The sequence below is a fragment of the Streptomyces sp. MCA2 genome, from assembly GCF_023544705.1.
GTDB lineage: Bacteria > Actinomycetota > Actinomycetes > Streptomycetales > Streptomycetaceae > Streptomyces > Streptomyces decoyicus.
The window spans coordinates 39,072-52,260 of sequence record NZ_JAMJFM010000049.1 but is presented as its reverse complement, the minus strand read 5'-3'; the positions used below and the strand labels follow the sequence as shown (position 1 = coordinate 52,260).

Here is a 13,189-nt window from a genome sequence, read left to right as displayed (position 1 = left end):
CCGTCCGCCACGGCTACGAGGCGCCCTCCCGGTAGGCCGTCGCCTCCTCCAGATCCAGCCTGCGCAGCAGCGTCCGCAGCATCTCGTCATCGATCCGGCGGGCGTCCCGCAGCTGGACGAACACCCGCCGCTCGGTGTCGATGATCTCCCGGGCCAGCCGTCGGTAGGTCTCGTCGGCGGACTCCCCGGTCACCTCGTTGACCGCGCCGAGCCGCTCCCACACGGAGTTGCGGCGCCGCTCCATGATCGTGCGCAACCGGTCCGCGAGCGGTCCCGGCAGCGCGTTGCGCTCGTCCCGGAGGAGCTCCTCCAGGCGCTCCTCGGCGGCGCGCGAGGCCTCGTTCTGCGCCTGCGCCTCGGCGAGCGTCTCGGCCTTGAGGTCCGGGCCGGGCAGCTTCAGCACGCGGATCAGCGGCGGCAGCGTCAGTCCCTGGATGACGAGGGTGGCGATGACGGTGGTGAAGGCCAGGAAGAGCACGAGGTTGCGGGCCGGGAAGGAACCGTCGCCGGGCACGGTCGGCGGGATGGAGAACGCGATGGCCAGCGACACCACACCACGCATCCCCGCCCAGGCGACGATGACCGGCCCCTTCCAGGTCGTGTCCGGCTCGCGGGCACGGATCCGGGCCGACAGGACGCGGGGCAGATACGTCGTGGGAAGGACCCACACGAAGCGCGACACGACCACGACGACGAACACCACGACCGCGTACCAGACGGCCTGCGCCGCGCCGAACTCCCCCAGCCCGCGCAGCACCACCCGCAGCTGGAGCCCGATCAGCGCGAAGACCGCGGACTCCAGGACGAAGGAGACCACCTTCCAGACGGCGTCCTCCTGGAGCCGGGTCTCGAAGTCGACCTGCCAGGAGCGGTGCCCCAGGTAGAGGCCGACCACGACGACAGCGAGCACCCCGGAGGCGTGGAGCTGCTCGGCCGCCGCATAGGCGAAGAACGGGATGAGCAGCGAGAGGGTGTTCTCCAGCAGCGCCGACTCGCGCAGCCGGACGCGCAGCCAGTGCAGCGGCACCATCAGGACGACACCGATGCCGATGCCGCCCAGCGAGGCGACGGCGAACTCCTTGATCCCCTCGCCCCAGCCGGCGCCGGCCCCGAGGGCCGCCGCCAGCAGGACCTTGTACACGGTGATCGCGGTGGCGTCGTTGAACAGCGATTCGCCCTGGAGGATCGTGGTGACCCGGTGCGGCAGCCCGAGCCTGCGGGCGATGGCGGTGGCCGCGACGGCGTCCGGCGGGGCGACGACGGCTCCCAGGACCAGGGCGGCGGCCAGCGGCAGACCGGGGATGACGAGGTAGGCGACATAGCCGACCAGGAACGTCGCGACCAGGACATAGCCGACCGACAGCAGCGCCACCGGCCGCAGATTGGCCCGCAGATCCAGATACGAGGCGTCCAGCGCCGCACTGTGCAGCAACGGGGGCAGCACCAGCGGCAGCACGATGTGCGGATCGAGGGTGTAGTCCGGGATGCCCGGGATGAAGGACGCCACGAGCCCCGCGGTGACCAGGACCAGCGGCGCCGGGACGGGTGTGCGGCGCGCCAGCCCGGCGATCGCCGTGCTCCCCGCGACCAGAAAAAACAGCGGCATCACAGCCATCGGCCCCGTCCCGTCCCCATACTCTCCGCCACCCGTCCCGGCGATCTAACCTGGCCATCATGAGCGAGTGCACCCATGTTGCCGAGCTGCCGCGCCCCGAACCGGGCCCCCTGAGCGCCACCTGCCTGGAGTGCCTGGCCGTCGGCAGCCACCCCGTACAGCTGCGGAAGTGCCTGGTCTGCGGCCATGTCGGCTGCTGCGATTCGTCGCCGTACCGTCATGCGACCCGGCATTTCGAGGAGACCGGCCATCCCGTGATGCGGACGCACGAACCGGGCGAGTCCTGGTGCTGGTGCTTCACCGACCAGAAACTGGTGTGAAGCATCTCCGGGCACCCGTTTAGCCTGCATCTATGATCCGCGAAGCGACCCCCGACGACGTCCCCGTCATCCTGGCCATGATCGGCGAGCTGGCGGCGTACGAGCACGCCTCCGAGGCCGCGCGGGCCACCGAGCCGCAGCTCGCCGAAGCCCTCTTCGGACCGCAGCCGGCCGCCTTCGCACTGATCGCGGAGGCCGACGGCGCCCCGGTGGGCTTTGCCCTGTGGTTCCGGAACTTCTCGACGTGGACCGGCACGCACGGTGTCTATCTGGAGGACCTGTACGTCCGTCCCGAGGCACGCGGCGGCGGCCACGGCAAGGCGCTGCTCGCGGCCCTCGCGGAGATCTGCGTGGCCCGCGGATACGAGCGTTTCGAGTGGCCAGTCCTGGATTGGAATGAACCGTCCATCGGTTTTTACCGGTCCGTCGGTGCTCAGCCCATGGACGAATGGACGGTCTTCCGGCTCACTGGAGAGGCACTGCACAACCTTGCGGGCGGCTCGCGTGTCAACGGAGCGTAATCGGCATCGATTTGACAGTGCACACCCCTAGCCACTGTCCGTACCCGTGGCTTTACAATCAGTGACAGTGACGGCGCCGGGCGACCCGGGGCCGGATCGCCGCCGGACGGCAGCCGTGCGCCTTCCGGGCGACACCGGCCCGCAGATCGCGATAGCGTCTCAGCCGAACCATGTGCCGCGCCGGATCGTTCTCCTTTCATCCGAGGGGAGAGAAGACCGGCGCGAAATATCCCGAACAACGCGAAAATCGCGCATTCCAGCTCAACCAGCTTGTGCCACCTTGGAGGTGAGGGTGTCCCAGATCGCAGGCGAGCCCGGGACTCAGGACTTCGTGGAAGTCCGTCTGCCCGCTGCGGGTGCCTACCTGTCCGTGCTGCGAACGGCCACGGCCGGCCTCGCAGCCCGCTTGGACTTCACCCTCGACGAGATCGAGGATCTGCGCATCGCGGTCGACGAGGCCTGCGCGATCCTGCTGCAACAGGCCGTCCCCGGCAGTGTGCTGAGCTGCGTCTTCCGCCTCATCGACGACGCACTGCAAGTGACCGTGTCCGCCCCGACGACCGACGGCCGTGCCCCGGAGCGCGACACCTTCGCCTGGACGGTGCTCTCCGCACTGGCCGGCAAGGTCGACTCCACGGTCGCCGAGGACCGTACGGTCACCATCAGTCTGTACAAGGAGCGCGGCGCCGGTCCCGGACCGTCATGACCGAACAGGGGGCCCCGTGAAAGATCTCGAACGCGGCGGGCGGATGGCGTCCAGTGCGACCATCCCCGAGCAGCAGGCCCGGCCGCATCCGGTGGGAGTGGACGACCACGGCGGCCGGTTGGACGCGGCGGAGCAGGCAGAGCGGGCGGACCACATGGAGCAGAGCGAGCAGCCGGGACAGCAGGCGCATCAGCACGATGCGCCGGCCCCCGAACACCAGCTGCAAGAACCACAGCATTCCCAGGCGCAGCCGCACGACCGCAGCGGCGCCCGGGCGATGTTCTACGAGCTGCGCAAGCTCCCCGACGGCTCCCCGGAGCGCGCGGAGCTGCGCAACACCCTCGTCCGTATGCACCTCCCGCTCGTCGAGCATCTGGCCCGGCGGTTCCGCAACCGTGGTGAGCCGCTGGACGATCTGACCCAGGTCGCCACCATCGGCCTGATCAAGTCCGTGGACCGCTTCGACCCGGACCGCGGCGTGGAGTTCTCCACCTACGCCACCCCCACCGTCGTCGGCGAGATCAAGCGGCACTTCCGCGACAAGGGCTGGGCGGTCCGTGTCCCGCGCCGCCTCCAGGAACTGCGGCTGTCACTGACCACCGCGACCGCCGAGCTGTCCCAGCGGCACGGGCGGGCGCCCACGGTCCATGAACTGGCCGAGCATCTGGCGATCTCCGAGGAGGAGGTCCTGGAGGGGCTGGAGTCCGCCAACGCCTACAGCACCCTCTCCCTGGACGTTCCGGACACCGACGACGAGTCCCCGGCCGTCGCCGACACCCTCGGCGCCGAGGACGAGGCGCTGGAGGGCGTGGAGTACCGCGAGTCCCTCAAACCGTTGCTGGAGGACCTCCCGCCGCGCGAGAAGAAGATCCTGCTGCTGCGCTTCTTCGGCAACATGACCCAGTCGCAGATCGCCCAGGAGGTCGGCATCTCCCAGATGCACGTCTCCCGCCTGCTGGCGCGCACCCTCGCCCAGCTGCGCGACAAGCTCCTCGTCGAGGAGTGAGCGACGAATGAACGGGGCGGGCGGGGTCTTACGGACTCCGCCCCTCGTACGTTGCGGGCCCGGTCCTTCCCGTCAGGCCCGGCCCTACGGACGGGCAGCACACGGGACGGCCCTCAGGGCGTCTCCCGCGGCCCGATGCCCAGCGCCTCGGTGGCCGTCGGATTGACCAACAGGACGAGCACGACCAGCGCGGCCACGGCCAGCCCGACGCCGGCCGCGATCAGCGCGCCGCCGCCGTTGACGAGCGTCCAGGCCACCGGCAGCGCCACGATCTGGGTGATCAGCGAGGGGCCCCGGCTCCAGCGGCGGCGCAGCCACAGCCCCCGCGCGGCCACCAGCGGCAGCACCGCGAGCGCCAGAACGGTCAGCCCGCCCATCTCCGCCTGCTGCGGACTGTCCGGCGAACCGGCGAGCCCCATGATCAGCATGTACGCGCCGAGGGCGGCCAGCGCGAGCCCTTCGACCGCGGTGAGCGCCGCTGCGGCGCTCAGCCGGGCGGGCCGCGGGCCGGTCGGCTCGGGCGCGGTGGGGGCGCCGGCGGCTCGGGAAGCGGACTGTTTCTGCTGACTGCTCACCCCAGCAGGGTAGCGCCGGCGCTCCGGCCTGCGGGGCCGCCCCGGACCCGGACGGGACGTAGGGCCGGTACCAGCAGGTAGGTACGCTGCTCCATATGCGCGCACTTCTTGTGGTCAATCCCGCAGCAACCACCACCAGTGCCCGCACCCGTGAGGTACTCACCCACGCGCTCGCCAGTGACCTCAAGCTGGAGGTCGCACAGACGCAGTACCGCGGACATGCCCGTGATCTTGCCCGGCAGGCCACGGAGGGCGGGGAGACCGACCTGGTGGTGGCGCTCGGCGGCGACGGCACGGTCAACGAGGTCGTCAACGGTCTGCTGGCGAACGGCCCCGATCCGGAGTCGCATCCCCGGCTCGCCGTCGTCCCCGGCGGGTCCACCAATGTCTTCGCCCGCGCGCTCGGACTCCCCAACGATGTGGTGGAGGCGACCGGCGCCCTGCTGGACGCGCTGCGCGACGGCAGCGAGCGCACGATCGGCCTGGGGCTCGCCGCGGGCACACCGGGCAGCGAGGACGAGGGCGTACCGGAGCGCTGGTTCACCTTCTGCGCGGGCTTCGGTTTTGACGCCGGCGTGGTCGGCCGGGTCGAGCAGCAGCGCGAACGCGGCAAGCGTTCGACCCACGCCCTGTACGTGCGACAGGTCGTACGGCAGTTCCTGGCCGAGGCGAACCGCCGGCGGAACGTCATCACCCTCGAACGCCCTGGCGGGGCCGAGGGTGCGGCGGAGCGTGTCGAGGACCTCGCGCTGGCCATAATCTGCAACACCGCTCCGTGGTCCTACCTGGGCAACCGGCCGATCTACCCGTCCCCGGACGCCTCGTTCGACACGGCCCTGGATCTGTTCGCACTGAGCAAGCTCTCCCCGCCCGCGGTGACCCGGTACGCCACCCAGCTGCTGACGTCAACACCACAGCGCGGGCCCCGCGGCAAGCACGCACTCTCACTTCACGACCTCACGAACTTCACCTTGCATTCGCAGGTCCCACTCCCCTTCCAGATGGACGGTGACCACCTGGGGCTGCGTACGAGTGTGACGTTCACAGGCGTTCGCCGTGCACTGCGTGTGATTGTGTGAGCAGTAGGGCCTAAAGTCCTTTCACTCGAACGTTTAGACTGGTTTCCACCCCCTGGAATGACGGCTGTGAGCTAGGCGACACCAAGGAATCAAAAAAAAGTTTCCGGAAGGGGTTGTATCCGCCGCCGAGGTTTGCGAGTCTCTTCATGGCGATCGGGACGGCCGCTTTACCGGCCCCCTTGAGAGCCCGAATCCTCCTCCTCATTCCACAGGACCGCACCAGTTCTCAACTGGAGTTCGGCCCTTCCCTTGTGGAGGGATTCGTGAAAGCGTTCACATTCACAAGCAACGATCCCGTCACACGAGGAGATGGAGCAGCCATGGACTGGCGTCACCGCGCCGTTTGCCGCGAGGAAGACCCCGAGCTCTTCTTCCCTATCGGCAACACCGGTCCTGCGCTGCTGCAGATCGAGGAAGCCAAGGCCGTCTGCCGCCGCTGCCCCGTCATGGAGCAGTGCCTGCAGTGGGCGCTCGAGTCCGGCCAGGACTCCGGCGTCTGGGGTGGTCTGAGCGAGGACGAGCGCCGCGCGATGAAGCGCCGTGCAGCTCGCAACCGGGCGCGCAACGCCAGCGCCTGAGCCAGTAGCCCCGTGGCCCCCGAGCCGCAGCGCGCAGTACACCCGATGCACCCCCGGAGCTGACAGGCCCGGTCGTTATCGCATCGCAACAGCTTTGAGCCCCGGACCAGATGGGTCCGGGGCTTCCTGCTGTTCAGGGCCGGTCCGCGGGCGGTACCCGTGGCCGGCCCGGTTGTCAGTGCGGCTTCTCGGCGCGCACGGGCACGTCGAAGATGACCTGCGTACCGCGCTCGGGCGCGGGCACCATGTCGAACTTCCCGCCCAACTCCCCCTCCACCAGGGTCCGTACGATCTGGAGCCCCAGGTTGCCGGCGCGATGCGGATCGAATCCCTCGGGCAGGCCGCGGCCGTTGTCCTGGACGGTGACCAGCAGCCGCGGCTCGGTACGGCTGCCGCCACGCACCGCGGCGACCTCGACCGTGCCCTGCTCCGCCTGGTCGAAGGCGTGCTCCAGGGCGTTCTGGAGCACCTCGGTGAGCACCATCGACAGCGGGGTGGCCACCTCCGCGTCCAGGATCCCGAAACGGCCGGTGCGCCGGGCGGTCACCTTGCCCGGGGAGATCTCCGCGACCATGGCCAGCACCCGGTCCGCGATCTCGTCGAACTCGACCCGTTCATCGAGGGTCTGGGACAGCGTCTCGTGCACGATCGCGATCGAACCGACCCTGCGTACGGCCTCGTTGAGCGCGTCGCGGCCCTGTTCGGAATCCATTCGGCGGGACTGCAACCGCAGCAGCGCGGCAACCGTCTGCAAATTGTTCTTCACCCGGTGGTGGATTTCCCGGATGGTGGCGTCCTTGGTGATCAGTTCCCGCTCACGACGTCTCAGTTCGGTCACATCACGCAGCAGAACCAGTGAACCGCTGTGCGTCCCCTTCGGTTTGAGCGGAATGGCGCGCAATTGAATGACGCCTTCTTCGCCCTCGACCTCGAATTCCCGGGGAGCCCAGCCGCTGGCCAGCTTGACCAGTGCCTCGTCCACCGGGCCGCGGGCGGGCGCCAGTTCGGCGGTGGTCTGGCCGAGGTGATGGCCCACGAGGTCGGCGGCGAGGCCGAGCCGGTGGTAGGCGGAGAGCGCATTGGGACTGGCGTACTGGACGACACCGTCCGCGTCGAGCCGGATCAGTCCGTCGCCGGCCCGCGGCGAGGCGTCCATGTCGACCTGCTGGCCGGGGAAGGGAAACGTTCCGGCAGCGATCATCTGGGCAAGGTCGGACGCGCTCTGGAGGTAGGTGAGCTCCAGCCGGCTGGGGGTGCGCACGGTCAGCAGATTGGTGTTGCGGGCGATCACACCGAGCACCCGGCCCTCGCGGCGCACCGGGATGGACTCGACGCGTACCGGCACCTCCTCCCGCCACTCCGGGTCGCCCTCCCGCACGATGCGGCCCTCGTCCAGGGCGGAGTCCAGCATCGGGCGGCGGCCGCGGGGAACGAGATGGCCGACCATGTCGTCCTGATAGGAGGTGGGGCCCGTATTGGGCCGCATCTGGGCGACCGATACATAGCGGGTCCCGTCGAGGGTGGGGACCCACAGCACGAGGTCGGCGAAGGAGAGGTCGGAGAGCAGCTGCCACTCCGAGACCAGCAGATGGAGCCACTCGAGGTCGGTGTCGCTCAGAGCGGTGTGCTGGCGTACGAGATCGTTCATGGAGGGCACGTCTTGGAGCCTACCGGCGTACGGTGTATCTGTTGTGTCTGCACGGGCATGGACAAGTGAGAATGGTCTAGTCCAGAATTCAGCACAGACCTCCGCTCTCCCCGCACAGGAGAGCGGAACGAGGCCGAAAGCGCTCTCTGCCCTGACTGCGCCGAGGCCTCCGATCGACCGGTCCCTGGACGGGACCGCACCCCTACCGCACACAGGGGTGCCTTCCGCCCGCAAGGCGGGGCCGGCCGATGTCAGCTCCGGGCTGCGGTGCCGGACAGGTTGAGGGTCCTGTCCCGGCGCCGCGGCCCGCGGGTGCTTCCGGGGTCTTCGGCGGGCCTTCTCGTCTGCCCCTCACACGCCAGGCCTTCCGCGGCCTTCCGGCTCACCCTTTCCGGCCAGGCCTTCAGCTAGCCTTCCCGCCCGCCCTCGCACGCCAGGCCTTCAGCGGGCCGGCTCGCTCACACTCTCCGGCCAGGCCTTCAACGCCAGCTCGGCGATCGACTCCAGTTCCGTGCGCTCCGCGCCGTCCCGTGCCCCCTGGGACATGCCCTGGATGACGGCACCGACGAAGGCGGCCAGCGCGCCCGCGTCCGTGTCGGGAGGAAGCTCGCCGGAGGCGATGTCCGCCCGGATGGCATCGGCGATCTCCCGGACGTTCGACAGCCTCTTCTCCCGCAGGAAAGCGGCGACTTCGGATGACGCGGGCGAGATGTTCAGAGCGGCGCTGATGACGAGGCAGCCGCGGGGGCGGCCGGGGAGGGTGTATTCGACCGCGGCCTCGCGCAGCCCCCGTTCGACACCCCGGCGGGCGGTCGGCTCCTCGGCGACGGCGCGGGAGAGAAAGCCTCCGTAGTGCCGTCCGTACTCGGCCACGACCTCGTCGAACAGTGCCCGCTTGTCGCCGAAGGCGGCGTAGAGGCTGGGGGCGCCGATGCCCATGGCGCGGGTGAGGTCGGAGATCGAGGTGGCCTCGTAGCCCCGCTCCCAGAAGGACCGGACCGCCTGTTCCAGCGCCGTCTCCCGGTCGAAGGACCGGGGCCGGCCGCGCTGCTTGCTCTCCTTGGTCGCCATGACGGAATTCTATAGCGGTCGGTACGGAAGGCGTGCTACGGTTTTTTGTAGTGAGCGATACACAAAGCGCTCGGCGCAAGGACCTGCGTGTTCCCGTGGGGGGCGCGTTCACATTCGGACCAGGGAGGGGCATGCCATGGGTGCGCTCAGCGGCAGGACGGCATTGGTGACCGGCGGCGGCAGGGGGATCGGCCGGGCGATCTCGGAGCGGCTGGGGAGGGACGGCGCGCGGGTGGCCGTGCATTACGGGCGCGACGAGGCGGCGGCCAAGGACACGGTCTCGGCGATCGAGGCCGCGGGGGGCCAGGCCTTCACGATCCAGGCCGAACTGGGGGCGGCAGGAGACGCCGGGGCACTGTGGACCGCGTTCGACGCCCAGGCCGAGGGCGTGGACATCCTGGTCAACAACGCCGGGATCAACAAGGCCGTCGACGGAACACTCAAGGGCATCGGCGAGCTGACGGCCGACGATTTCGACCACCTCTTCGCGGTCAACACCAAGGCGCCGTTCTTCATCGTCCAGGAGGGGCTGACCCGCCTGCGGGACGGCGGGCGGATCATCAACCTCTCGACGGGGCAAACGCATGGCGCGGCCAAGCCCGAGCTGATCGGCTACGCCATGTCCAAGGCAGCGGTCAATGTGTTCACCTCGACCCTCGCCAAGATCTTGGGCCCGCGCGGGATCACGGTCAACGCGGTGGCGCCGGGGGCGGTGAACACCGATATGAACGCGGCCTGGCTGCGCGGCGAGGCCAATGCCGAGGCGCAGGAGCGGGTCAAGGGGATATCCCCGCTGGGCCGGATCGCCGGCCCCACCGAGATCGGTGACGTCGTCGCCTTTCTGGCCTCGGACGACAGCCGCTGGGTGACGGGCCAGTGGATCGACGCGACGGGCGGTGCGCTGCTCTGACGGGTCGCCGTCCGGCCGCACGGCCAGGTGGCCGGACGGCCACCGGAGCGACGGGAAAACGCGCCCGGCCGTTCGGATGCGCCAACGGGTTCCGGGGCCCGCCCTCTGCTAGATTGGTCTATACCACATGAGACCATTCTCCAGAACGGCAGGCCAAGCGTGGAAGTTGTCATCGTTCCGGACGCCACGGCAGGCGGCGAGCTGATCGCGGGGGCCCTCGCCACCCTGCTGCGCCGTAAGCCCGACGCGCTGCTCGGTGTGGCCACCGGCTCTACCCCGTTGCCCATCTACGAGGCCCTGGCGGCGAAGGTCCGGGCCGGTGCGGTGGACGCCTCACGGGCGCGCATCTGCCAGCTCGACGAGTACGTCGGCCTGCCTGCCGGGCACCCCGAGTCCTACCGTTCGGTGGTGCTGCGCGAGGTGGTCGAGCCGCTCGGCCTCGGCGAGGACTCGTTCATGGGGCCCGACGGTTCGGCCGAGGACGTCCAGGCCGCCTGCGAGGCGTACGACCGTGCGCTGAGCGAGGCCGGCGGGGTGGACCTCCAGCTGCTCGGCATCGGCACGGACGGCCACATCGGTTTCAACGAACCCTGCTCGTCGCTCGCTTCGCGTACCCGTATCAAGACGCTGACCCGGCAGACCAGGGAGGACAACGCCCGGTTCTTCGACAGCCTCGACGAGGTCCCGCACCACGTCATCACCCAGGGCATCGGCACCATCCTGGAGGCCCGCCACCTGGTACTGCTCGCCACCGGCGAGGGCAAGGCCGATGCCGTGGCCCACGCCGTCGAGGGCCCGGTCGCCGCGCTGGTCCCGGCGTCGGCACTGCAACTCCATCCGCATGCCACGGTCGTCGTGGACGAGGCCGCGGCCGCCAAGCTGAAGCTCGCCGACTACTTCCGCGCCACCTACGCCGCGAAGCCGGACTGGCAGGGCATCTAGGGCGGGGAGGCGGGTCTTTCGGCGCGTCCTGGGGCGGGGGATCCCGCCGGGGCGCGGCGGGTACGCGGCCGGAGTGCAGCGGGGACACGGGGCCGGGGTGCGGACGGGACACGGCCCGGGGCGCGGCCGAGACACGACCCGGGTGCAGTCGGGACACGACCCGGGGCGCGGCCGAGACACGACCCGGGTGCAGTCGGGACACGACCCGGGGCGCGGCCGAGACACGACCCGGGTGCAGTCGGGACACGACCCGGGGTGCGGCCGAGACGCGACCCGGGTGCAGTCGGGACACGACCCGGGGTGCGGCCGAGACGCGACCCAGGGTGGTCCGGTGGAACGCCCCTGCCGCGTCATCTGCGTCGTCTACGGGTACCGGTTGTGGGCCCTGAGCGAGCGGCAGTTTCCGCAGGGACGAGCGAAAGACGCCGCAGGGACGAGCGGCGGGTCCCGCAAGCACGAACAACAGGTCCGCAGAGACGAGCAGCAGGTCCGCAGGCACGAACGGCAGGTCCGCAGAGACGAGCAGCAGGTCCCGCAGGGACGAGCGGCGGGTGCCGCAGGCACGAGGGGCCCGCAGGCACGAACGGCAGGTCCCGCCAGGTGGCTGTCCCTGCCGGGGCGTTGGCGTTCCGCGTCGGGTTCTACGGAGTGTGGTGGTGCTCGCCCCCGTTCGTGGGGGTGAGGCCCGTGAGGGCTTCGGCGGCGGCTCGGCCGCAGACCCGGGCGGCGCCATGGGTGGCGATATGGGGTGCGCCCCGGGGCGGGGACTGGGGGACGCCCATTTCGACGACCGCGGTGTCGGGGCGGGCGGCGAGGAGGGTGTGCAGCGCGTCGGCCATCCAGGGGTGGCGGTGGACATCGCGGACCACGGCGACGACGCGGCGGTCACCGGCCGCCGTGAGCAGGTCGTCGATCAGCGCGGCGGGGCCGGCCGCGGCGGCGGACGCGGCGGTGCAGGTGGCGGTCTCGGTGCCCGGGAGAAGGCGGGCCAGTTCGGCGGCGACGCCCCAGGGGGTGTCGTCCCCCACGGCGATGTTGGCAAGGGGGGTGAAGGCGGCGACGTATGCGGGCGCGGTCAGGGGCTCGTACGGGCCGTCGGCGGTGAGGCGCAGGGCACGCCGGGCCGCGGTGAGGCCGATACCGGGCGCGGGCGCGGCCCCCTCCCCCGCGCTCGCGCTCCGGGTCCAGCGGGCCAGGGCGTGCACCCGTGCCGCGGCGTCGGCGAGCCGGCTCTCCGGCAGCTCGCCGTCGTGCACCGCCCTCACCAACGCGTCACGCAACCGCAGCACGGTGTCCTCGTCCGCCAGTCCGCCGCCCACACAGATGGCGTCGGCACCGGCCGCGATGGCCAGCACGCTGCCGCGTTCGATGCCGTAGGTGGCGGAGATGGCCTGCATCTCCATCCCGTCGGTGACGATCAGCCCGTCGAAGCCGAGGCCGCCCTCGGCGGCGGGGGCGCGCAGCAGACCGTGCAGCGCGGCCGGGCTGAGCGTGGCGGGGCGCTCGCCGTCCAGGGCGGGCAGCAGGATGTGTGCGCTCATCACGGCCCGGGTGCCGGCGGCGACGGCGGCGCGGAACGGCACCAGTTCCCGTTCCTGGAGGGTGGCCAGATCGGCGGCGATGTGCGGCAGATCGTGGTGGGAGTCGACGGCGGTGTCACCGTGGCCGGGGAAGTGCTTGGTGCAGGCGGCGACGCCGCCGGACTGGAGGCCGTCGACGTAGGCGGCGGTGTGCCGGGCGACCAGCCGCGGATCGGCGCCGAAGGAGCGGACGCCGATGACCGGGTTGGCGGGGTTGGAGTTGACGTCGGCGGAGGGTGCCCAGTTGAGGTTGATGCCGCACGCGGCCAGCCGGCGGCCGAGCTCACGGGCGACCTTGCGAGTCAGTGCGGTGTCGTCGACGGCGCCGAGCGCATGGTTGCCGGGGAAGGAGGAGCCGCCGCGCACTTCGAGCCGGGTGACATCGCCGCCTTCCTCGTCGATGGCAACGAGGACGTCCTCCCGTTCGGCACGCAACTGTGCGGTCAGGGAAGAGAGTTGGGCGGGGTCGGCGACATTGCGTCCGAAGAGGCCGACCGAGGCCAGTCCTTCGCCGAGCCGGCGCAGCAGCCAGTCGGGGGCGGTGGTGCCGGTGAAGCCGGGCTGGAGGACGGCCAGCGCGTCGCGGGTGAGGGTGTCGGCGGAGCGTACGGAGCGTACGAGAGGCGTCATGGACTGCG

13 protein-coding genes are annotated in these 13,189 nt (G+C 70.7%); 8 read left to right on the top strand and 5 right to left on the bottom strand.

From position 1 onward, the window contains the following. Window positions 1–13: 13 nt before the first annotated feature. The gene (locus M8I34_RS31690) at window positions 14–1,615 is read right to left on the bottom strand and encodes a Na+/H+ antiporter (protein ID WP_250055326.1); all 1,602 of its coding nucleotides are present in this window, start codon (window positions 1,613–1,615) and stop codon (window positions 14–16) included. 59 nt (window positions 1,616–1,674) lie between these two features. Between M8I34_RS31690 and M8I34_RS31685 the strand changes: the two genes are divergently transcribed. From M8I34_RS31685 to M8I34_RS31670, 4 genes are all read left to right on the top strand, one after another. After that, complete coding sequence (locus tag M8I34_RS31685) at window positions 1,675–1,935, top strand: UBP-type zinc finger domain-containing protein (RefSeq protein WP_250055324.1); 261 nt, start codon at window positions 1,675–1,677, stop codon at window positions 1,933–1,935. A gap of 32 nt (window positions 1,936–1,967) precedes the next feature. Further along, window positions 1,968–2,456: a GNAT family N-acetyltransferase gene (locus M8I34_RS31680; RefSeq protein WP_250055322.1), complete on the top strand. Its 489-nt coding sequence runs from the start codon at window positions 1,968–1,970 to the stop codon at window positions 2,454–2,456. Between the two features lie 292 nt (window positions 2,457–2,748). Further along, the gene (locus M8I34_RS31675; RefSeq protein WP_003985353.1) at window positions 2,749–3,162 is read left to right on the top strand and encodes an anti-sigma factor; all 414 of its coding nucleotides are present in this window, start codon (window positions 2,749–2,751) and stop codon (window positions 3,160–3,162) included. A 43-nt stretch (window positions 3,163–3,205) separates the two neighbouring features. Next, window positions 3,206–4,168, top strand: coding sequence for an RNA polymerase sigma factor SigF (locus tag M8I34_RS31670; RefSeq protein WP_244420218.1), 963 nt, complete (start codon window positions 3,206–3,208; stop codon window positions 4,166–4,168). 113 nt (window positions 4,169–4,281) lie between these two features. On the opposite strand, the gene M8I34_RS31665 is transcribed toward M8I34_RS31670, so the two are convergent. Continuing rightward, window positions 4,282–4,743, bottom strand: coding sequence for a hypothetical protein (locus M8I34_RS31665; protein ID WP_053209418.1), 462 nt, complete (start codon window positions 4,741–4,743; stop codon window positions 4,282–4,284). A 95-nt stretch (window positions 4,744–4,838) separates the two neighbouring features. Here M8I34_RS31665 and M8I34_RS31660 point away from each other — a divergent pair, with 95 nt between their 5' ends. Both M8I34_RS31660 and M8I34_RS31655 read left to right on the top strand, forming a co-directional pair. Beyond that, entirely contained in the window at window positions 4,839–5,822 is a 984-nt protein-coding gene (locus M8I34_RS31660; protein ID WP_250055320.1) for a diacylglycerol kinase family protein, read from the top strand. Window positions 5,823–6,142: 320 nt separating this feature from the next. Beyond that, a complete protein-coding gene (locus M8I34_RS31655) occupies window positions 6,143–6,400 on the top strand; it encodes a WhiB family transcriptional regulator (RefSeq protein WP_003983230.1) in 258 nt (85 codons plus the stop codon). 175 nt (window positions 6,401–6,575) lie between these two features. On the opposite strand, the gene M8I34_RS31650 is transcribed toward M8I34_RS31655, so the two are convergent. Further along, the gene (locus tag M8I34_RS31650; protein ID WP_250055381.1) at window positions 6,576–8,048 is read right to left on the bottom strand and encodes a sensor histidine kinase; all 1,473 of its coding nucleotides are present in this window, start codon (window positions 8,046–8,048) and stop codon (window positions 6,576–6,578) included. Between the two features lie 441 nt (window positions 8,049–8,489). After that, a complete protein-coding gene (locus tag M8I34_RS31645; protein ID WP_250055318.1) occupies window positions 8,490–9,119 on the bottom strand; it encodes a TetR/AcrR family transcriptional regulator in 630 nt (209 codons plus the stop codon). 136 nt (window positions 9,120–9,255) lie between these two features. Here M8I34_RS31645 and M8I34_RS31640 point away from each other — a divergent pair, with 136 nt between their 5' ends. Together M8I34_RS31640 and nagB are read left to right on the top strand one after the other, a co-directional pair. Next, on the top strand, window positions 9,256–10,029 hold the full coding sequence (locus M8I34_RS31640) for an SDR family oxidoreductase (RefSeq protein ID WP_250055316.1): 774 nt from the start codon (window positions 9,256–9,258) through the stop codon (window positions 10,027–10,029). Between the two features lie 159 nt (window positions 10,030–10,188). Beyond that, a complete protein-coding gene (nagB, locus tag M8I34_RS31635; RefSeq protein WP_244418775.1) occupies window positions 10,189–10,971 on the top strand; it encodes a glucosamine-6-phosphate deaminase in 783 nt (260 codons plus the stop codon). 641 nt (window positions 10,972–11,612) lie between these two features. Here the strand turns inward: nagB and M8I34_RS31625 are convergent. Continuing rightward, entirely contained in the window at window positions 11,613–13,181 is a 1,569-nt protein-coding gene (locus M8I34_RS31625; protein ID WP_250055314.1) for a glycoside hydrolase family 3 protein, read from the bottom strand. Window positions 13,182–13,189 lie beyond the last annotated feature (8 nt).